The 19,996-nt window shown below is 67.0% G+C and carries 17 protein-coding genes; 5 read left to right on the top strand and 12 right to left on the bottom strand.

What is annotated here, in order from left to right; all coding sequences use genetic code 11:
* Positions 1–125: 125 nt before the first annotated feature.
* The 5 genes from ACGFNJ_RS16965 to ACGFNJ_RS16945 form a co-directional block, all read right to left on the bottom strand.
* On the bottom strand, positions 126–746 hold the full coding sequence (locus tag ACGFNJ_RS16965) for a response regulator (protein WP_393448273.1): 621 nt from the start codon (positions 744–746) through the stop codon (positions 126–128).
* Positions 743–1,942, bottom strand: a complete 1,200-nt coding sequence (locus ACGFNJ_RS16960; protein ID WP_393448271.1) for a sensor histidine kinase — start codon at positions 1,940–1,942, stop codon at positions 743–745. The genes ACGFNJ_RS16965 and ACGFNJ_RS16960 overlap by 4 nt, the downstream gene beginning before the upstream one ends.
* Positions 1,882–2,697, bottom strand: a complete 816-nt coding sequence (locus ACGFNJ_RS16955) for an ABC transporter permease (protein WP_393448269.1) — start codon at positions 2,695–2,697, stop codon at positions 1,882–1,884. The genes ACGFNJ_RS16960 and ACGFNJ_RS16955 overlap by 61 nt, the downstream gene beginning before the upstream one ends.
* Positions 2,694–3,644, bottom strand: coding sequence for an ABC transporter ATP-binding protein (locus tag ACGFNJ_RS16950; protein WP_393448267.1), 951 nt, complete (start codon positions 3,642–3,644; stop codon positions 2,694–2,696). Before ACGFNJ_RS16950 ends, ACGFNJ_RS16955 begins: the two co-directional genes overlap by 4 nt.
* Positions 3,645–3,939: 295 nt before the next feature.
* A complete protein-coding gene (locus ACGFNJ_RS16945) occupies positions 3,940–4,434 on the bottom strand; it encodes an SRPBCC family protein (protein WP_393448265.1) in 495 nt (164 codons plus the stop codon).
* 100 nt (positions 4,435–4,534) lie between these two features.
* Between ACGFNJ_RS16945 and ACGFNJ_RS16940 the strand changes: the two genes are divergently transcribed.
* Positions 4,535–5,563 carry an LLM class flavin-dependent oxidoreductase gene (locus tag ACGFNJ_RS16940; RefSeq protein ID WP_393448263.1) on the top strand — a complete coding sequence of 343 codons (1,029 nt, stop codon included), beginning with the start codon at positions 4,535–4,537 and terminating at the stop codon, positions 5,561–5,563.
* On the opposite strand, the gene ACGFNJ_RS16935 is transcribed toward ACGFNJ_RS16940, so the two are convergent.
* Complete coding sequence (locus tag ACGFNJ_RS16935; RefSeq protein ID WP_393448261.1) at positions 5,560–6,984, bottom strand: carboxylesterase/lipase family protein; 1,425 nt, start codon at positions 6,982–6,984, stop codon at positions 5,560–5,562. The genes ACGFNJ_RS16940 and ACGFNJ_RS16935 overlap by 4 nt on opposite strands.
* Before the next feature lie 96 nt (positions 6,985–7,080).
* On the opposite strand from ACGFNJ_RS16935, the gene ACGFNJ_RS16930 reads away from it, so the two are divergent.
* On the top strand, positions 7,081–7,863 hold the full coding sequence (locus tag ACGFNJ_RS16930) for an EF-hand domain-containing protein (RefSeq protein ID WP_393448259.1): 783 nt from the start codon (positions 7,081–7,083) through the stop codon (positions 7,861–7,863).
* Here the strand turns inward: ACGFNJ_RS16930 and ACGFNJ_RS16925 are convergent.
* The 6 genes from ACGFNJ_RS16925 to ACGFNJ_RS16900 form a co-directional block, all read right to left on the bottom strand.
* Positions 7,860–9,257 (bottom strand): cytochrome P450, encoded by a 1,398-nt coding sequence (locus ACGFNJ_RS16925; protein WP_393448257.1) that lies wholly within the window; start codon positions 9,255–9,257, stop codon positions 7,860–7,862. The genes ACGFNJ_RS16930 and ACGFNJ_RS16925 overlap by 4 nt on opposite strands.
* Positions 9,251–10,333: an alpha-hydroxy acid oxidase gene (locus ACGFNJ_RS16920; RefSeq protein ID WP_393448255.1), complete on the bottom strand. Its 1,083-nt coding sequence runs from the start codon at positions 10,331–10,333 to the stop codon at positions 9,251–9,253. The genes ACGFNJ_RS16925 and ACGFNJ_RS16920 overlap by 7 nt, the downstream gene beginning before the upstream one ends.
* Entirely contained in the window at positions 10,330–11,910 is a 1,581-nt protein-coding gene (locus tag ACGFNJ_RS16915) for an NAD(P)-binding domain-containing protein (RefSeq protein WP_393448253.1), read from the bottom strand. Before ACGFNJ_RS16915 ends, ACGFNJ_RS16920 begins: the two co-directional genes overlap by 4 nt.
* 10 nt (positions 11,911–11,920) lie before the next feature.
* Positions 11,921–13,318: a class I adenylate-forming enzyme family protein gene (locus ACGFNJ_RS16910; RefSeq protein ID WP_393448251.1), complete on the bottom strand. Its 1,398-nt coding sequence runs from the start codon at positions 13,316–13,318 to the stop codon at positions 11,921–11,923.
* A 76-nt stretch (positions 13,319–13,394) separates the two neighbouring features.
* Positions 13,395–16,517, bottom strand: coding sequence for a BTAD domain-containing putative transcriptional regulator (locus ACGFNJ_RS16905; protein WP_393448249.1), 3,123 nt, complete (start codon positions 16,515–16,517; stop codon positions 13,395–13,397).
* 117 nt (positions 16,518–16,634) lie between these two features.
* On the bottom strand, positions 16,635–16,991 hold the full coding sequence (locus tag ACGFNJ_RS16900) for a hypothetical protein (RefSeq protein ID WP_393448247.1): 357 nt from the start codon (positions 16,989–16,991) through the stop codon (positions 16,635–16,637).
* Positions 16,992–17,241: 250 nt separating this feature from the next.
* On the opposite strand from ACGFNJ_RS16900, the gene ACGFNJ_RS16895 reads away from it, so the two are divergent.
* From ACGFNJ_RS16895 to ACGFNJ_RS16885, 3 genes are read left to right on the top strand one after another with little or no spacing between them, the layout of a single operon-like run.
* Positions 17,242–18,429, top strand: coding sequence for a serine hydrolase domain-containing protein (locus ACGFNJ_RS16895; protein ID WP_393448245.1), 1,188 nt, complete (start codon positions 17,242–17,244; stop codon positions 18,427–18,429).
* Positions 18,429–18,629, top strand: coding sequence for a ferredoxin (locus ACGFNJ_RS16890; protein WP_393448243.1), 201 nt, complete (start codon positions 18,429–18,431; stop codon positions 18,627–18,629). The genes ACGFNJ_RS16895 and ACGFNJ_RS16890 overlap by 1 nt, the downstream gene beginning before the upstream one ends.
* A gap of 43 nt (positions 18,630–18,672) precedes the next feature.
* Positions 18,673–19,899, top strand: coding sequence for a cytochrome P450 (locus tag ACGFNJ_RS16885; RefSeq protein WP_393448241.1), 1,227 nt, complete (start codon positions 18,673–18,675; stop codon positions 19,897–19,899).
* The last annotated feature ends 97 nt before the right edge of the window (positions 19,900–19,996 follow it).

The raw sequence follows: 19,996 nt of genomic DNA, 5'->3' as shown, positions 1-19,996 counted from the left end.
ACGCCAACGCTACCCTCGCCTGCCTCCCCAGCGACGCAGCGTGGTTTCGTGTGCCACACGAACGAGTTCGACCGAAGATGTCAGCGACCGGTCCGCATAACGCGGCTTCGATGCGACTGAGCCACTCAGATCCAGCCCTTGTCGCGGGCTTTGAGGGCCGCCTCGTAGCGGTTGGCGACACCGAGTTTGGCCATGGCGGACGAGAGATAGTTGCGGGTGGTGCCTGGTGAGAGATGCGCGCGGCGGGCGATGTCTTCGACGGACGCACCATCGAGGGCGTATTCGAGGACGTCGGCTTCGCGGGCGGTGAGGACGGTGTCGCCCGCGCTGATCGCTTCCGCGGCCAGCTCGGGATCGACGTAGCGACCGCCGCCGTTGACTGTGCGGATCACCTCGGCGAGGGTGGCGGCCGAGGTCGTTTTGGGGAGGAAACCGCGCACGCCCGCGGCGAGTGCGCGTTTCAGGTAGCCGGGCCTGCCGTGGCTGGTGACGATCAAAGTGCCTGCGCCAGGGGTGATCTGCTGCAGTTCGACGGCAGTCTCGATGCCGTCGATGCCCGGCATCTGCAGATCGATCACCGCCACCGCGGCAGGCCCGCCGCTGTCGCGGTGCCGACGCCACGCGGCGAGAAGTTCCTCGCCGGAGCCGACGTGGTCGACCACCTCGATGTCGGCTTCCAGACCGAGCATGGTCGCCATGGCGGCGCGGACGAGCGTCTCATCGTCGGCGAGGAACACCGGAATCATTTCTTCTCCCAACGAATTTCGAGGATGAACTCCTCGGGCGATGCGAGCACGTCGAGAGTGGCGCCGATGGCCGCGAGCCGCTCAGCCAGTCCCCGGAGCCCGGAACGTTCGCCCGGCGTGCCGTGCGGACCGTCGTTGCGCAGCGACATCCCGGCATCGCCGAGCGCCAGCGTCGCCGAGGTCGCCGACGAATGCTCGACGATATTCGTCGTGCCCTCACGCACCACCCAGGCAGCGACCTCGTGAAATCGTGCCGGCACCTTGGCCGGATCCCCTTCGAGCTCGAGCCGGCAGCCCACCGCAGACAGCAAAGACCGCGCACCGGCCACCTCAGCGGTCAGGTCGATACCGCGATAGCCGCGAACCAGTGTGCGCATCTGCCCCATCGACTCGACGGCGAGCGCCTTCACCTCGGTCATCTCCGCGCCCGCACGCTCGGCATCGCCGGATCGCGAAAGCATCGCCGCGAGTTCACTTTTCACCGCGATCGCGGAAAACCCGCGACCGACGACATCGTGCAGATCCCGCGCGAAGCGCAATCGTTCCTCGGCTACCTGCAATTCGGCTTCGACGGCCTTCGCCCGGTCCAGCTCCTCGACCACCCGCAATCCCCACAACGTGAGCAATGTCGTTGCGACGACGAAACTTCCGGAAACGAAGGTGACCACCGCGGTGCCGATGCCCCCGCGCAGCGTCGTGCCGAAGGCGAGGCCGGTGACCAGGCTGAGGCCGAGGACGATCCACCACTTGTGCCGGATGAACGGCACGACCGTGAACACCGCGAGCACCGAGGTATAGATGCCGACCAGCCGCGCTTCGTCGACGGTCGACTCGCTGCTCGCTACCCTGGCGAGCACCGCGTAGGCGAGCCACACCGCGGTCAGCACCCCGACGGCGGCGGGGAGCGCCCACCGCCGCGACACCACCCGCGACGACACCGCGAAGTCGGGTTGCGCCTCCACCGCCACGAAGCCCGCGATACCGGCGATCACGATCCCGAACACCGACCACGGCGAGCGCGCGGTGACCGCCATGACGGCGATCACCGCGACAACTCCGGCCTGCAAGGTGTATCGGGTGTAGAGCCGGAACTTGGCCGGTCCAGACAGCCCACGCCACCACGAGGTCAGGCGGCTCAACCCCGGTCGTCCCAGCGGAAACTCGTGCGGGTCAGCGCGAGCGCCAGGACTGTCCATATCGCCAGTGTGGCAAACGGCCTGCCGAGTTCGGTGCAGGTGCCCGCGAAGTCGAGCGCCACGTCGGCGGTGGAGCTGGTCGCCAGCTTGCCGGACGCGCCGAGCGACATCAGGTCCGACACCGCCGCGAACGGGGTCCAGTCGGCCAGATCGGCCAACCGATCGGGCAGCACTTTGCGGATGGACGCGACGCCGAGCATCGCGATCGTCATCACCGGAAGCGAGGTGATCTGTGCGGCCTCGGCGTTCTTGGTGACCGCGCTGGTGGCGAGCGCGAGCAAGGAGAACAGCACGACACCGCCGACGAGAGCGAGCGCGATCGCGAGCGGATTCACCGGGGCAGGCGTTCCCGTGCCATAGACCACCGCGGTGACCAGTACGGCGCTGACGATCGTCACCACGGCACCGGGAACGGCAGGCGCGAGCTGAATCTGCCAGTCCGCGGCCTCGCCGGTGCGCAGCCGCTTCAAGACCCCCTCGCTACGGCGCGTGGTGACCATCGACAGCACCGAGTAGTACTGCACGAACAACAACACGAGCAGGGCGAGCAGCTCGAAAGTCACTGCCGCCGTTGCCATTGTCGGCGCCGCCTCGCGCATCGCGATGAGATAGATGGCAACCGGTATGCCGACCGGAAACAGCGTCGCCATGTAGACCAGCGTCTTGTTGCGCCGGAACTGCAGCCATTCGGCCTTGGCCAGTGCGGTCAGCGAGCGGCGGCGAAAGCGGGTGGTAGGTGCCGCGGTCGTGGTCATCGAGCTGCTCCGATCAGTTCATGGCTGGCCGCCGACGTGTCGGCCGATTCGCTGGCGATGTCGAGGAACACCGACTCGAGGGAGGCGGCGCGCGCTTCGAGCCCGCTCAACTGCACGCCGTGTTCGCGCGCCCAGTCGAGCAGCGCGAACAGATGCCCTTGCAGGTCATAGGTGCTGACCGTGACCCGAGCCTGCGCATCGATGTGCGCGTCGCGCAGGTGCGGCAACGGCAGCCCCGGGTGGTCGAAGACGATCCGCGCCGGATGGTCGTCGACGATCTCGCGCAGTGTGCCCGTGCGCACGATCTCGCCCTTGTGCATGATGGCGATCCGGTCCGCCAGCGCCTCGGCCTCGTCCAGATAGTGCGTCGTCAGCACCATGGTGACGCCGGATGCCTTCAGGTCGGCGAGCAATCGCCAAGTGCCACGGCGACTTTCGGGATCCAGCCCGGTGGTCGGCTCATCGAGGAACAGCAACCGGGGCTGGCCGAGCAGCGCGCACGCCATGTCGACGCGGCGTTGTTCGCCGCCCGAGAGCGATCCGACCCGGACGTCCGCGCGGTCGGCCAGATCGACCTGTGCGAGGACGATGTCGGCGGTCGTCGGATTCGTGCACGTCCCCCGCCACATCTCGAGCGTCTCGCGCACGGTCAGCTCGGCGGGCAGTCCACCCGACTGCAGCATGATGCCGACCTGCGCCCTGACCTGTGCACGGTCCCGTTGCGGATCGAGGCCGAAGACCTCGACGGCGCCCGACGACGGAGCGGCCAGCCCCTCGAGCATGTCGAGCGTCGAGGTCTTGCCTGCACCGTTGGTGCCGAGCAGCGCGAAGACCTCCCCCTCGACGACCCAGAGGTCTACTCCTGTGACCGCCTCGAACGCGTCCTTGCCGTGCCCGTAGGTCCGGCGTAGACCGTGGGCAGTGATGACATCGCCAATCCTGTTCATGCGTTCTACGATCGCGAACACCGGAGTCGACCTGTAGTACGCGCAGTCATCGAATAGCTATGACATACCTATGATTTCGCGATGACAAATGTCATCGGGCGCGATACTCCCCCACTACCTAAGCGCCCTGGGCTCGGCTGCGACCGTGGTCCCCACCGATGACCGCAGCCGAGCCAGGAGTAGCAACTTAGCAAACCGGTTCCAGCCGAAACTAATCGGCAAACCATGATCTAGATCACAGCAGCGGGCACACCGGCTCGGCTGGGCGCGCACAGCGCCCTGTGCTGCGGAGTGGTCAGTGATCGACCTGAGCGCGGACGTAGGCGAGATTCGCGCGCATGCCGTTCGCCCATTCCTCCAGGCGGCGCGCGACGATCCTGCCCTCGAGTTCCGGGCTGGCGACGATCGCCGGGGTCAGGCCCGACGGGCCCGGTCCCATGCGACCCCACTGACGCACGATCACACCTTCGCGAGCAGGGTCGATCTCGAAACCCCAGGTGGCACTGATGCCGCCGTCGTAACCGATCACGTTCCACACCCAGCGACGTTCCGGCTCGACTTCGACGACCTCGCAGACTGTTTGCCATTCACCGAATGCGGAGTGGCGATTGTGGCCGCGGAACCGCGCGCCGGGCTCGACCCGGTCGACGGCGCCCTCCCATACGACGGACTCCAGTTCGTCGGAGCACCGCGCAGACAGTTCGATATCGGTGACCAGGGCCCACGCGGTCGCCGGGTCGCACGGGATCCGTTCCGCCACTTCGACGGTGGGACAGTCGCGATAACGCACGGCACCTCTTCCCTTACGCTTCGATCAGCACGATCTATACGCTATTGCATAGCACATAGAGCAGTGACCGGTTCCGGTCCATCATGCCGAGGAGGCCCTCATGCGTATCGGTGTTCTGCTCGAACCGCGGCTGCCCGGTGCGGTCGAGTTCGCGATGGCGGCCGAGGAAGCCGGGGCCTCGTCGCTGTGGGTCGCGGAGGTGTGGAGCTACGACGCGCTGACCGGGCTGGCCTATCTGGCGGCCAAAACCTCGTCGATTCGCTTGGGGACGTTCGTAGTTCAGCTCGGTTCGCGCACGCCCGCACTGCTGGCGACCTCCGCACTGAGCATGCACGAGCTGTCGGACGGCCGGTTCGACCTCGGCATCGGCGTATCAGGACCACGGGTCATGGAAGGGTGGCACGGCGTCCGGTTCCACAGGCCGGTGCAGACAACCAGGGAGACCATCGAGATCATCCGCACAGTGAGCCGGGCGGAACGGCTCGAACACCCCGGAGCGATCTATCCGCTGCCGCTCCCCGACGGACCGGGCCGGGCATTGCAGCCCATGGTGCGCGCCGCGCATGTGCCGATCTACAACGCGGCCATGGGCCCGCAGAACCTGCGACTCACCGGCGAACTCGCCGACGGCTGGCTCGGCAACGCCTTCATCCCCGAGGCGGCCGAGGTGTTCCTGGATCCGTTGCGGGAGGGCGCGATTCAGGCCGGACGCACGCTGGCCGACCTCGATCTGGTCGCACCGGTCGCCGTCGAGATCACCGAGGACGAGCAGGCGACGGCACGGGCGATCGACAAGCACGCCGAAGGCTACGCGTTCACCATCGGCGCGATGGGCGTCGGCGGGCGCAACTTCTACAACGACGCGTTCACCCGGCTCGGCTTCGGCACCGAAGTCGAGAAAGTCGTGCAGCTGTGGCAATCCGGCGACAAGGACGCCGCGCGCCGTGCCGTGCCGCGCGAACTCGGCGAACTCACCAACCTGCTCGGCACACCCGACCGGATCGCCGAGCGGCTACGCCGCTACCGGTCCGCCGGAATCACCAGCCTGCTCGTCAAACTCGACGGCGACTACGCGCACCAACTGTCGACCTTGCGACGACTGATCGCGATCGAAGCCCGCGTCGTCTAGGCGTCGAAAACGCGGACGAACATGTCCTCGGCGGTGACGGCGGCCCAGCCGGGATCGCCGGTCTTCGCGAAAGCGACCCAGGCCGCGTGCATCTCGTCCGCGACCGACTGTGCGGGATTCGGCCCGACCAGATCCGGTGCGGCGGCGAGGGTGTCGAACACGAACGGCAGCTCCAGCGCGTGGAACGCGCCGAGGTCCTGATCGACACGGCGCCAGGCGAATTCGTAAGCGAACGCCGGGGTGCCGGTCGCCGCCTGCGCTTGCGCCAATTGCCTTGCCGGAATGCGGAATGCCTTGTCGGTGAGAATGGCGGCAAAGAGGTCGCCTGCCGAATCCTGGGGGCGTGCCGCCGCATACGGTTCGATGGCGGAAGCGTCGAGCTGATACCGGCCGAGCACGTACGGCAGGGCCTGTGTGGTCAGTGCGTCGGCAATGCCGGTCGGGACGATGAACAGCCGGAATTCCTCGCTGGTATTGCCGATCAGGAGCGAAATCCCGCGCGCCGCACCGGCGGTGACCGCATCGATGGGCCGTTCGTGCAGCACGACGTCGTCGATGACGGGGAACATGATCATCGATGACAAGCCACCGGTAACCACCGAAGCGCCCCAGCGGGCCGGGTCGGTGTGCACCAGGAAGTCCCCGATCGCCTTCTCCTGCGCGGCGAGCAACGCGTCCGAATCGACCTGCGCGAATTCGGCGGCAGTAGGGCCGATCCCGAGCACCTTGCCGATTTCCACCGACACCATGCGCGCGTCGGACTCGGTCGCGACGACCTCGCCGTTGCCGCTTTGCATGACCGCCTTGTGGAACAGTCCCGCCGAGCGGGGTGAGGCGAGCAAGGCGGCGATGCTCATCGCGCCCGCCGATTCGCCGAACACCGTCACGTTGTCCGGATCGCCGCCGAAGCCGCGAATGTTCTCCTGTACCCAGGCCAGCGCGAACTGCTGATCGAGCAGACCACGATTGGACGGCGCGCCGTCGAGCACCGCGAATCCCGGTGCGCCGAGCCGATAGTTGATCGACACCAAGACGACACCGTCGCGGGCGAACGCGGCGCCGTTGTACGCGGGCAACGCATTGGAGCCGCGGGTGAACGCGCCGCCGTGTATCCACACCATGACCGGCAGCCCGGACCCGCCTGGATCCGGCGTCCAGACATTGACGTTGAGGAACTCCGCGCCCGGCACGGTCTGGTCGCCGAAAATCGCCGCGAGTGGCGGCGGATACGGCGACTGCGGACAGCTGCCGCCCAACTCGACGGCCTCGCGCACCCCGTCCCACGGCGCCGCAGGCTGCGGCGCCTGGAACAGCGCCGCCCCCACCGGCGCCGCCGCGTACGGCACACCCAGGAAAGCGCTGATCCCATTGACGGTCCGGCCGCTGATCTTGCCACTCGACACCGCGACGACAGGCTCCATCGCCACTCCTCACCTACCGACGTCGCCGACTCATGCCAGCCGATCACATCCTGTTTACCGCGTCCGGACCGCCGATGCGCCGGAAAGGTCACATCTGTGCGCACCATCTCCTCGACGGCACGCGATCACCCGCAATTCGGCAGATCGGTCGCAATGGGCGTGCCGCGGATGCGACCGACAGGTATCGCGCACCATTTCCGTAGCGGCGCAAGTCGCGAAACGGCAACCGGTGCAGTGGATTCAGGCGACAATAAGAATTGGCCGACTCCATTGCCACTGCTACATCATTCTGATCCGCGGCCGAGACGCTCGGTATCCGAGAAGGACAGTTCCATGGCAGATAGCGCGAAAAATCGGAAGTTCCACACTCTCTTCGACTGGTTCGATCAAGGTCGAGACGGCTACCTCTCCCAAGATGATCTCCAGCAAATGGCGGCGCTGTTCATCGCGTTGCCCGGCGGGGACGCTCCCGACAAGGCAGAACCACTACGCGGTGCATTCGACAAATGGTGGGATCTGCTCTTGAAAGAGGGTGATGCCGACGGCGACGGCCGGTTGAACCGCGACGAGTTCATTCGAGTGATGCAATCCAGCGTCACCGCACCGGAAAACTTCGAAGGCGCGGTGTTGACGATTGCCGACGCTTTCATGGGCATCGTGGACACCAACGGAAACGGTTCGCTCGACTTCGACGAGTACGTGCAGATGTACAAGGGTCTCGGCATCGACCCGGCACACTCCAGCGACGCGTTCCGGCGCCTCGATCGCGACGGGAACGGCGCGATCAGCCACGACGAATTCCGCACCGCCATCATCGAGTTCTACCTCAGTGATGACGAAAATGCCCCGGGAAATTGGCTTTTGGGCCCGCTCCCCTAGCTCCGGACCATCGGACACCTCGACGCCTCCTGCCGGTCCTGCTCGGCGAAATAGCGGGTGCATGGTTGCTGGCGGCGGGCGTCGAGGACCATCCAGGTGCCGAGAACCAGTTGGGTGATGCCCCTGGTGACGTCTTCGACGCGATCACGCAGCCGCAGGCCGGTCATGGCGGCGCGGACCACAGTCGACGCCGGCGGCTTGTCTGCGGCCAGCAGGAGGCACGGAGCGCGGTGCGGGATGGAGCGGGTGTGCGAGACCGAGGAGCGCAGCTGATACCGCTCCAACACGGCACGTGCGGCAACCCGCATCGCGATCGGTGAGAGCCGCCATGCCGGGCATGGGCGATTGGCGGCGACGCCGAAGGGAATGTGGTGCGTGTCCTTGGCGCGGTGGGTAGCCCAGCGGTCGGGGTCGAAGCGATCCGGGTCGGCGTGGCCGGTGCGTTCGAACTCCTGATAGTTGAAGCAGAGCACCGTCCCTGCGGGGATCGGAGCCCCGTCACCGATGTCGATGTCGTCGGTGGTGATTCGGTGCGCGATGCCGAAAAGCGGGAACTGGCGCAAAGTCTCGTCCAGCACGTGGTCCAGATAGTTCGTGTCGGGCTCGGCCCGGATCCGGTCCTGTACGTCCTGGTGCTGAGCGATCGTCAACAGCAGGTGCGCCATGCCCTCGGACATCTGCACGACGGCGGTGTTGAAGAACGCGCCCTGCAGGTAGTGGGCGCGTTCGCGGCGGCTGAGCAAGGCGGGCAGCTCATGGGGCACCTCACCCGCGTCGATTCGGGCGAGCAGGTATCGGGTGAGGCGGTGGCGGCTGTCCATGTGCCGCAGCCCGGTGCACTTCAGCGAGGTCACCACGTCGTTGGCATTGCCGACGATCAGATCCCTGGCGATCGGATGACATGGCTCGCGAAAGACCAACTCGTAGAAGAACTCTGCCCAGATCGGCATCATCAGGTCGCGCAGGCGCACCAATGTCAGTGGGCGGGCAGGCAGTTCGTCGAGCACCCGCCGGGCGCACCGGTCGGCGAGCTGCTCGATCTCGGCGGTGGGCAGGGACAGCACGGCCCTGGTGGTCCGCGCCGCCTCGTCGTAGCGCGGTCCGTCCTCCAGGTGCTCCTGATGCACTTCGGGCCCTGGAGCGAGCCAGTACCAGAACAGATCCGAGAGCGCCGCTCCCCTGCTGCGCCCGTTCGCGGCCGGGCTCGAGTACAGCCGGAGGAACAGGCCTGGACCACCGCGCTCGCCGGGGAGCGTGATCTCGTTGCTGCCGTTGACCTTTGCGAAGATCCACACCCGCAGCGCCACCACCGCCTGCGGCAGCCAGCGGGATACCGCCCACAGCGTGCCCGCACCCGCAAGCGTGCCAGGCACCGTCGTCGACCGCTTCAGCATCGCGCCGCCGCCCCGCGCGCGGTGACCAGCCCGGCATTCAGTTCGGCCAGTTCGGCGATCCCGCACATGGTCAGCGTGTGCTCGAGCTCGGCATGCAGGGTGTCCAGCACCTCGGTTACTCCCTTCTCGCCACCAACGGTCAAGCCCCACAACACCGGACGGCCGACACCGACCGCCGTCGCGCCGAGTGCCAACGCCAGCACGATGTCCGAGCCACGACGGATGCCGCCGTCGAGGTATATCGGAATCCGGCCCGATACTGCGGCGGTGATCGCGGGCAGCGCGTCCAGGGTTGCCGACGCGAGATCCAGCTGGCGCCCGCCGTGATTGGACACCACGATCGCGTCGATCCCGTGTTCGACGGCAAGCAGTGCGTCCTCGGGATGCAGAATGCCTTTGACCACCAACGGAAGCCGCGTCACTGCCCGAATCCGCGCCAGGTGCTCCCAAGTGAACTCGGGCGACATGGCGATCTTGCGCACGCCACTCCCCACGGCTCCGGGCAAGCCACGCATGTTCTCCGCGTACATGCCTGCGGGCAAGTCGTGGAACCCGTGGTGGTCATCCCTGGCGCGCCGTCCGAGCGCCGGCGAATCGACCGTCACCACCAGCGCGGTGCACTCTGCTCGTTCGGCCCGCCGGACCAGTTCGTCGGTTGCCGCCTGCTCGGTTTGCAGGTACAGCTGAAACCACACGCGCGCATCGCGATCGACCTCACGTGCGGCCGCGGTGACCGCATCGATGGCCACGGTCCCCGCCATGCTGGCGACCAGGACGAGCCCCGCTGCGGCAACGCCCCGTGCGCTGGCTCGCTCACCTTCCGGATGCGCCAGTCGATGAAACGCGGTGGGCGACACGAATACTGGCATCGCGCTCGGATCACCGAGCAGGTCCGTCACGATGGACCGGCCGCGGGTGTCCCGTAACACCCTCGGCAACAAGGCAAGTCGCCGGAAGGCCTGCTCGTTCTCGGCCAACCCGGTTTCGTCCCCGGCCCCGCCGGCGAAATAGTCGTAGTGTGCCGGTTCGAGCAGTTCCTTCGCTCGCTGCTCGAAAGCAGCCAGCGGGCTGGTCACCGGGTCGGCTCCGGTAGCCGCAATGCGCTCGCTAAGAAATCGAAAAGTGGCTTACGGTGCACAGTTTCGTGGGTCCACTCGTTCTCGAGGTTCTCCGCGATGTGATGCTCCGCGATCTGCTCGCCTGCCCGGAACTGCCGCACCACCGGATGCAGGTAGCGACCGTCGAGCGCGTGCTCGGCGTCGGACTGACTGAAGCGCCTGGCGTTGATGTCGAACGGGTCGAGCCGGTCGTGGTCCTTGCCGTATTCCAGCGTGATCACCAGATAGGTGTCCACCGTGCCGAAAGCGCCTCCGGCAACAGCGTCGGCGACGAAATCGACTGGCAGTTCTTCGAGATACCGCGTCGAGCCGTCCGCGCCCACCGTGACGACATCACCGAGGAAGCCGAACAGCTGCCACAGCGCGGAGGTCCGGTTCACCCGCGCCAGGATTTCCGCACCGATCTCGTCGGCGGTCCCGGCAAGCTCGCGGTGCGGCCAGTCCTGCGCATGATGGCGTTGCTCCAGGATCCGGTGCAATGACCTTGTCCCGTAACGGAACCCGTGGATGAACCCGCTGGTGGACTTCTTGAAATCGCGTTGCTGGGTGATCGTGCCCGCGAAGTACAGTCCGGGCACGTTGGTCGATTCCCAAGCCGGGGTCTGTGCCGGGAACCGGTTGTTGATCACCAGTTCCGGCCTGCATTCCGGCGCGAAGATCGAAGCGTCGAACCGGAACCCGGTCGCCGCGATCACCCGGTCGTAGCGGATGTCCTTGGTGACCTCGTCGGCCCGGGAGAAGCTCACCGTCACCAGATACGACGAATCCGGCTGCCTCGTGATGTCGAGGATATTGCCGTCCAGGATCGCGTTCTGCGATTTGAGCTGGTAGGTATCCAGGAAGTTGTTGTTGACCGCACGCAGATGTCCGACGAAATGCGACTGCCACGACATCCGAATGGAGTGCGGCCCTGCGACGTGGATGACGGCGGCGGTCTCGACCAGATTGTCGGCGGTCTCGAAGGCCGAGTTGCCCTTTCCGATGATCAGCACCCGCTGATTGATGAAGTCCGCAGGGTCCGTTGACATCTCGGTGTACAGCTCGGCCAGCTCGATGCCGGGGATATCCGGGATGTATGGCTTGGTGACGCCGGTCGCCATGATCACGCGTCGCGCGCGCAGGACGTTGCCGTCCTGATCGACGGCCTCGAACAGATCCGGCCTGCTGATCCGCTCGATCCGGGTGCCGTACCGGACCGAAAGCCCTTGTTCGGCAGCGAAATCCCCGAGGTAGCGGACCATGTCGTCGGCCGAGGGGAAGTAGCGCTGCGAGTACTCCTTGAACAATGAACCCGCCAGCAGCGAATTCCAGTCCATGCGCAGGTTCAGCTCGGGATCGTCCCAGCCCGTGTACACCTTGTTGATCGAGATCAGTTGGCGGTGCCGGGGAAACGTGCGAAAGAAGGTGCCTGGCGCGTCACCTGCCTCAACGATCAGGTAGTCGCGACCGGCCTGCTGTAGGTGGTGGCCCATTTGGAGACCGGCAGGCCCAGCGCCGATCACCAGGTAGTCGAGCTCGGACAAGATCTCCTCCATCTGTCGTGCGTTACCGTCGATACAGCTCCAGCAAGGCTTTCTTGTCCGGTTTTCCACTCGCCGCGATCGGGGCGTCCGGCACCAGCGTGTACGTCCGCGGCACACTCGACTCGCCGAGTTCCGCGCGCACCAACGCCGACAGCACGGTCGAATCCGGCGAATGCCCCGCTCGGGGCACCACGAAGGCGTGTACCGCCTCGCCGGAGCGGTCGTCCGCCGCGCCGACGACATAAGCCTGATCGACATCGGGATGCCCGGCAAGCACGCGCTCGATCGGGCCCGCGTACACCGGCAGCGCGTCGACGATGATTACGTCGCGCGCCCGGCCGGTGAGGTAGAGATAGCCGTCGTCCAGGTAGCCCAGGTCGCGGGTGCGCAGCCAGCCGTCGACCAGCACGTCGGCGCTCTCCGCCGGGTCGCCGAGATACTCCGACATCATGTAGTCGGTGCGCACGTAGATCTCGCCGTCGCGGATATCGATGTGCACGCCGGGCAGCGGACGGCCGACCGAGCCGAGGATGCCTGCCGCGATGTCGTCCGGGGTCAGCGCGGTCAGCCCGCCGGTTTCGGACTGGCCGTACGCCTGGTGCACGACGGGACCGAGTGCCCGCACCGCGTCCGCCAGCCGATGCGCGGGCAACGGCGACCCCGCGACGACCATGGCCCGCAGGCTGCTGGTGTCCGTCGGGGTGGCGCGCAACGCGTCGAGCATCTGATAGAGCCTCGGCACGTTCATGATCGTTGCGGTGATCCGCAACCGCTCGATGACATCGGGAAACAGCTGCGCGCCACCGGGTTCCGGAATGACCGCGGTGCCGCCACCGAGCAGGCACAGCGCGAGATAGTCCTGGACGACCGCGCTCGCCAGCGTCCCGAACAGCAGGTAGCGCTCGGTGCAGGCGGCCAGCTCCGCGGTGTGCTCGCTCCAGGTCGGCTTGCCCCACGACCAATGCGCGGACATCGCCCGATAGGTCTGCGCACAGCCCTTGGGCAGCCCGGTGGTGCCGCTCGTGTACGAAACCCTCGCGATGTCGTCCGGCCGAGCTTCGACCGTCAACGGCTCGGCTGCGCCCTGCAGCAGCGCGACCACCTGCTCGTTGTCCAGGACGACATCCACTTCGTTGCTCAGCACATGGTGCTGCTGTCGTTCGCTCAGCCCTGGCCGCACCCCGATCACCCGGCAACCGAGGGTGTAGGCCGCGAGATACGCGGCCAACGACTCCGGGCTCACGTCGAGGCCCATCGCCACCCCGCGACCTGGTCCGAGCCCTGACTTCCGCAGACCACCCGCGATGGTGCCCATCATCGTGAACAGCCGCCCTCTGGTCACCGCGCGAGCGCCGTACTCGACCGCCACCTGACCCGGATCGGCACGCAATGCCCGCACGATCGACTCAGGAAAGCTCACCGTTCGGATAATAGTGATCTCGGGTCCGGAATACTTTGAGATTCAACAAGTTTGGCCGGGCGGTGTCGATGCCACGTCAACCAGCAAGCGTGGCCGCGACCAGATCGCGCCAATCCGCTTCCGCGCCTTCCCTCGTCGCCTCGGCGAAACCTGCCTCGCCGAGGCGATGTCGTGCCTGCTGCTCGATCCTGGCGACATCCGGTTGGGAAAGATCGGGCAGTCCGCGCACGCCTGCACTCGCGGCAAGCAGTCGCGCGGCCTGTTCGTGCTGCTCGGTACGCAAGGCCAGATCCGCGATGCCGAGGAGGACCTGGGCGACGAACGGCGCATATCCCGCCTCGGTGGCCACCTCGAACGCCGAGGCTAGGTGTGCTCGCGCTTCGTCGACATCCTCGGCGAGGTAACCGAGCAGGGTGTGCCGCATCGCGCGGAAGAGCGCCAGCTCCGCGTCGCTGCCGAGCACCGACGTCACGATGTCGAGCTGCCGGTGCGCCTCCGCGGTGTCGCCGCGCCACCTGGCCAATTCCGCCTTCGCCGTGGCGAGTTCGGCCAGTGCCGTCGGCCAGGCGGCCTGATCCGCGTACCGCTGCGCCTCCGCCATGGCGGTCGCGCTCGCCTCCTCGGCGCCGAGCAACCAGTACAGCTGGGCTTGCCGCGCCCGGATCCGGCCGACGTCCTCGATCGCGCCGACCTCGGTGACCACCACGACCGCCTGATCCAAAAGGTCACACGCTTCGGCGAATTCGCCGCGCACGGCGCGGCGATCCGCCAGTTCGGTCAGCGCGAACGAGGTCCCCCAACGCTCGCCGAGGGCGCGGAACTCGATCAATGCCAGCTCGAGATAGGCATCCGCATCCCGACCGGGGTGGCCGAGCACGATCCGCAACTTGCCGAGCTGGAGCCGGGCCAGCGCACGGACCCACGGGTCGTCGTGGGTGATCAACGGTTCGAACGCGGGAAGCAGCGCGTCCGGCCCCTGCAACATCTGTTCCAGCGCGGCGGCGAAAACCAGTGTGGGATGGCCGCTTTCCACGCCACGGCTGAACTTGTACGACTTGCGGATCCATTCCGCCACCTCGTACTCGTCGTTGCGCCCCGCCGAACTCAGGAAGTGCACGACCAGCCCGTACACCGTGGCCAGGGTCGCATCGTCCACCTCGCCCTGCATGGCGGCGGCCGCGGTGACCAGTTCCATGCCCTCGGCTTTGTGGCCGGCCAGCCACCAGTACCAGCCTGCTTCCGCCGCGAGCCGCAGCGCACCCGGTGCGTCGTCCGCCGCAAGCGCACCGCGCATCGCGACGGCGATGTTGTCGTGCTCGACCGCCAGCCTGGCAAGCCATTCCAGCTGCTCGGCGCGGCGCAAATGCGGCTCGGCGGTGGCGGCGAGCCCGGTGAAGTATGCGAGATGCGCCCGGCGAGCCGCCTCCGCTTCGCCCGACTCGACGAGCCGGTCCCTCGCGTACTGCTTGATCGTGTCGAGCATCCGGTAGCGCGGCTCACTGTCCGCCGTGCCGAATCTGCTTCGCGCAGAATCCGCTTCATGATCTGCCGCCGCGCCGGTGGGCAGCAGCAGCGACTTCTCGGTCAGCGCCGTCAGCAGCTCGAGCACCTCCCATTGCTCGATCGTGGCGCCCGCACCCGTGCAAACCTGCTCTGCCGCTTCGAGACTCGCGCCGCCGGAGAACACCGCGAGCCTGCACAGCACCGTTCGCTCCGCGTCGGTGAGCAGCTCCCAGCTCCAGTCGACGACCGCGCGCAACGTCCGGTGATGCGCGAGCGCGGTCCGGCTGCCGCCGGTCAGCAGGCGGAACCGATCATCGAGGCGGTTGGCGAGTTGATCCAGGGACATGGTGCGCAATCGGGCCGCGGCCAGTTCGATCGCCAGCGGTATCCCGTCGAGCGCCCGGCAGACGCGCGCCATCGTCGCCAGCGCGTCGGCATCGACGGTGAGATCCTTGCGCACCGCACCGGCGCGGTCCCGCAATAGCTGTACCGCAGGCGAGGATTCGATCGCACGGGAGTCGGCGTCGGCCGCGGGCAACCCGAGCGGCGCGACCTGCCACAGCGCTTCACCCGTGATGCCGAGTGGTTCCCTGCTCGTCGCGAGGATGCGCAGCCGCTGACACTCCCCCAGTAGTCGGTGCGCGAACGTCGCCGCGGACTCGATCACGTGCTCACAGTTGTCCAGAATCAGCAGCAACTCGCGTTCGCGGATCGCGGCGACGAGCCGGTCCATCGGCTCCGCGTTCGATCCGCCGCCGAGCAGCGCGTCGCGGAGCCCGAGCGCGCCGAGCGTCGATTGGGCGATGTCGCCGCTTGCGCCGAGGGAACCCAGCTCAACCACCCATGCGCCGTCCGGCAGATCGTCGAGCATGGTCCGCGCGGTTTCCATGGCGAGCCGGGTCTTCCCCGAGCCGCCCGGCCCGGTCAACGTGGTGAGCCGATGGTCAGCGATGAGTTCGCGCACGACCGCGACGTCGGCGTAGGTGCCGACGAACTTCGTCAACTCGGCGCGCAGGTTCGTCTTGCGGTCGTCCTCGCGCACGCCCACCTCGCCGCGCAGCAGCGCGACATGCAGCGCGGACAGTTCCGGTGATGGATCGACGCCGAGTGTGTCAGCCAGCTCCTCGCGGGCCCGCTGGTACACGGTCAACGCCTCGGCGCTGCGGCCTGCGGTGGCCAGCGCCCGCATCAACGCGACGACGAGGCGTTCGCGCACCGGATGTTTGGCGACCAGCTCGGTGAGCTCGGTGACCAGCTCCGGACCGCGGCCGAGGCGGATCTCCACCTCGTAGAGATCCTCCAGCGCGGCCAGGTGCAGGCCGTCGAACCGTGCGATCACCGCGGCAACCGCGGCGTTGTCGCTCATGTCGACGTCCTGCATCAACTCGCCGCGCGACAGGTCGACGGCTTCGCGCAGCAGATCGGCCCGGTGCGCATCATCGCCGCCACGGGCCTGGTCGAGCAGCTGTTCGAATCGCACGGCGTCGACCGCGCGTGGTTCGACGGTCAGCCGGTATCCGCCTGCCTGCGCATCGAGCGAGCCGTCCGGCAGCACCCGGCGCAGCCGGGAGACCAAAGCTTGCAAGGAATTGGCCGCGTCGGCGGGCGGCTGCTCGCCCCAAATCCAGTCGACCAGTGTGCCTTTCGGGACCACGCGACCCGGTTCGAGCGCAAGGGCAACCACAAGCGCTCGCAACCGAGCACCCGGTACCGCAATCGATCCGCCGTCATTCAATCGGATTTCAAGCGGTCCAAGTATCCCGATCTGCACTCCGACCATTCTGCCGTGCGCGTTTCGGCGGTCACGCAGCGGCTAGAACGCGGCCAGGATCAGGGCGCCGAGCAGTGCCAGACCGAAAGCGGCGAGAACGGCGAGCACCAGCGGGCGAAACAGTCCCGGCCCGAGAACTCGCGCGAGAAAATAGCCGACACCGCCACCGAGCACCGCGAGCAGCGGACCCTCGCCCCTGACCAGATAGAACACCGATGCCATTGCCGCGTTGCCGACCTCTTTCATGCCACGCGCCTCGTCACCGAACGGAATCGGGAACCGGTACACGACCCCGACGAAGGCCGCCGCCAACGGGGCGGCCAGTACCGCGATGATCACACCCCAGGCCGCCACCGCCCACAGCACCAGCACACTCGTCCGATCTTCCTCGATCCGCATGCGCGTCCACTCCCTGTTGATTCGTAGCTGAATCGTAGGTGAGTTCCCTGCGCGACCCCGCGAGCTGGGTGCCGCCGTCACTTCGGGTCGGGAGTGCACACGGTCAGGAACGACTTCCGGTTCTCTCGTTGCACGTCCGTCGCGTTCATCCAGCCGCTCTGGCCGAACAGATAGCTGGCCAACGCGGCGCCAGTTGGCGTGTCAGGTCGCTGTCAGGTCGGTATCAGCCGGTCTGGCGAAAGTACTCACCATGAGAACCCCATCCTCCACCACATTCCGGCGAGTCACGGCCACCGCGCTGGCATGCACGGCAGTGCTCGGTGCCGCCGCCTGTGCATCCGAGCCGAAAGCTGCGGCCGCACAAGATCGTCCGGAGCTGCAGCAGGCCATCCAGGAGATCGTCGATTCCGGTTTCGCCGGCGTGCAACTGCGCGTGCACGATCAGCGAGGCGAGTGGGCAGGCAGCGCCGGCGTCGCCGAACTCGGTAACGCGGCGAAACCACCGACCGACGGACCGTTCTGGACGGGCAGCTCCGTCAAGCCCTTCACCGCGACCATGGTGCTGCAACTGGTGGCAGAGGGCCGGATCGGGCTGGACGCCCCGGTGGCCGACCAGCTGCCCGAACTCGGGCTGGACCGACGGATCACGACGCGAATGCTGTTGCAGCACACCAGCGGTCTGTTCAACTACACGGGCGAATACTACGACGACGGGTCGATGGTGCCGGGGATCCCCGCCGCGGGAAAAGAGTGGCTGGACAATCGGTTCCACAGCTACCGCCCGGAGGAGCTGGTCCGGCTGGCGTTGTCCAAGCCCGCGCGATTCGAGCCGGGCACGGATTTCAGTTACGCCAACACCAATTACACGCTCGCCCTGCTGCTGATCGAAAAGGTCACCGGCAACTCCTACGCCAGCGAGATGCAGCGTCGGATCCTGGATCCGCTCGGGATGCACGGCACGAAGGTGCCGGGCGACCTGGCGGAGCTGCCTGGGCCGCACGCCCACGGCTACTTTCGCTACCAGGAGGCGGGCGAGTGGAAGACGGTGGATGTCGCCCGCCAGAACCTCTCCCTGCTGGCCGGCGCCGGTGACCTGATCTCGACCACCGAGGATCTGCACCGGTTCTTCGCCGCGCTCAACGGCGGCAAGCTCCTGCCCGCGCCGCTGCTGGCCGAAATGCGCACGCCCAACGCAAAACTCGGCTACGGACTCGGGATCTTCGTGCAGGATGTCGGCCCGAAGTGCGGCGGCGCCGTCTATCACCACAACGGCAGCCCGCCCGCAGGCTACGGAACCATGATGTACAGCTCACCGGACGGCAGCGTGACCATGACCGCCTCGCTGACCATGGGCGACGCCGCCATGGAGCCAACCAAGGAGTTCCCGAAGGCGACGCAGCAGCTCATCGAGAAGGTGTTCTGCGGCGGGGGCAACTGATGGAACTCAGGGTGGATCGGGAGCGCTGCATCGGCGCGGGCATGTGTGTGCTCACCGCTCCCGACGTATTCGACCAGGACAACGCGGACGGGCGAGTGCTGCCGCTGAGCGCCACTCCCGCGCCCGAGTGGGCGGCGGCCGTCCGCGAGGCCGTCGAGATGTGCCCTTCCGGCGCGCTCACTCTCGTCTCCCGCGACTGATTCTCGTCGCCGATATCGGCACAACAGCACGAAAGGCACTTCGATGACGCAAACCATTCCGGTTCCGCACGGGCTTCCCATGGAGCGCAACGCGGGCCCGTTCGACCCGCCCCGCGAAATCACCGAGCTGCGTGAGGCCCGACCCGTCAGTCCGCTCGTCTTCCCCGACGGTCACCATGGCTGGCTCGTCACCGGCTATCACGAGGTCCGAAAGTTGATGGGCGACACCAGGTTCAGCTCTCGGCAAGACATCGGCATCGTTCATGTGCCGTACGAGACCCCAGGCATGCCCGCCCCTACCGAACCGTCCCCGCAGATGCCCGGATTGTTCATCGCGATGGACCCGCCGGACCACACGCGGCTGCGGCGCAAGCTCACCGGCGCCTTCACCGTCCGGCGCATGCGGGCGCTCGAAGAACACATCATCGAGATCACCGAACGGCAACTCGACGAAATGGCGCGCCTGACCCCGCCGATCGACCTGGTCAAGGAGTTCGCCCTGCCGGTGCCCTCGCTGGTGATCTGCGAAATGCTCGGCGTCCCCTACGCCGACCGGGCCACCTTTCAGGTCAACTCCGCACAATTCCTGGTGAAGGACCAGACCCTCGAGGAGAAGATGGCCGCATTCGGCGCCATGTCCGCGTACCTGGCGCAACTGGTCATGAGCAAGCGCGCCGAACCCGGCGAGGACATCCTGTCCGACCTCGCCAGTGACGACGACCTCAGCGTCGAGGAGTTGGTCGGCATCGCCTTCCTGCTGCTGCTCGCCGGGCACGAAACCACCGCAAACATGTTGGGGCTCGGCACTTTTGCCCTCTTGGAGCACCCCGAACAGCTTGCCGAACTGCGCGCCGACCCGGCACTGGTCATCGAGGCGGTCGAGGAGCTCATGCGCTACCTGTCCGTTGCCGATATCTTCTATCGCTATGCCACCGAGGACATCGAACTCGGCGGTGAGACCATCGGCAAGGGATCGACCGTTGTCGTCTCGCTGCTCGCCGCCAACCGCGATCCGCGGCGTTTCGAGCACCCAGACACCCTCGACCTGCACCGCTCGGCCCGCGGGCACCTGTCCTTCGGGCACGGCATCCACTCCTGCCTCGGTCAGCAGCTGGCTCGCATCGAGATGCGCGCCGGTTTCGCCGGGCTGCTGCGGCGCTTCCCGACGCTGGAGCTTGCCGTGCCCGCAGATCAGGTTCGGCTCAGGACCGACATGAATATCTATGGCGTGCACGAACTTCCGGTCACCTGGACGGAAACGGCGCCGTAGCGCACGCCGCGGCGTGATCCCCGCCGCACCGGGCGGGGATCCGCTGGGCGGACCGGAATAGTGCCTGCACGGTTCCAGCATGTCACTGTGGCACAGG

This window comes from Nocardia sp. NPDC049149 (assembly GCF_043197455.1).
Lineage (GTDB): Bacteria > Actinomycetota > Actinomycetes > Mycobacteriales > Mycobacteriaceae > Nocardia.
This window is presented reverse-complemented; position numbering and strand designations above follow the sequence as displayed.

Coding starts and splice junctions, on each gene's coding strand:
- ACGFNJ_RS16965 (WP_393448273.1), bottom strand. CDS start 746: ATGATTCCGGTGTTCCTCGCCGACGATGAGACGCTCGTCCGCGCCGCC.
- ACGFNJ_RS16940 (WP_393448263.1), top strand. CDS start 4,535: ATGCGTATCGGTGTTCTGCTCGAACCGCGGCTGCCCGGTGCGGTCGAG.
- ACGFNJ_RS16950 (WP_393448267.1), bottom strand. CDS start 3,644: ATGAACAGGATTGGCGATGTCATCACTGCCCACGGTCTACGCCGGACC.
- ACGFNJ_RS16935 (WP_393448261.1), bottom strand. CDS start 6,984: ATGGAGCCTGTCGTCGCGGTGTCGAGTGGCAAGATCAGCGGCCGGACC.
- ACGFNJ_RS16915 (WP_393448253.1), bottom strand. CDS start 11,910: ATGGAGGAGATCTTGTCCGAGCTCGACTACCTGGTGATCGGCGCTGGG.
- ACGFNJ_RS16900 (WP_393448247.1), bottom strand. CDS start 16,991: ATGCGGATCGAGGAAGATCGGACGAGTGTGCTGGTGCTGTGGGCGGTG.
- ACGFNJ_RS16925 (WP_393448257.1), bottom strand. CDS start 9,257: ATGCTGAAGCGGTCGACGACGGTGCCTGGCACGCTTGCGGGTGCGGGC.
- ACGFNJ_RS16960 (WP_393448271.1), bottom strand. CDS start 1,942: ATGGACAGTCCTGGCGCTCGCGCTGACCCGCACGAGTTTCCGCTGGGA.
- ACGFNJ_RS16895 (WP_393448245.1), top strand. CDS start 17,242: ATGAGAACCCCATCCTCCACCACATTCCGGCGAGTCACGGCCACCGCG.
- ACGFNJ_RS16885 (WP_393448241.1), top strand. CDS start 18,673: ATGACGCAAACCATTCCGGTTCCGCACGGGCTTCCCATGGAGCGCAAC.
- ACGFNJ_RS16955 (WP_393448269.1), bottom strand. CDS start 2,697: ATGACCACGACCGCGGCACCTACCACCCGCTTTCGCCGCCGCTCGCTG.
- ACGFNJ_RS16890 (WP_393448243.1), top strand. CDS start 18,429: ATGGAACTCAGGGTGGATCGGGAGCGCTGCATCGGCGCGGGCATGTGT.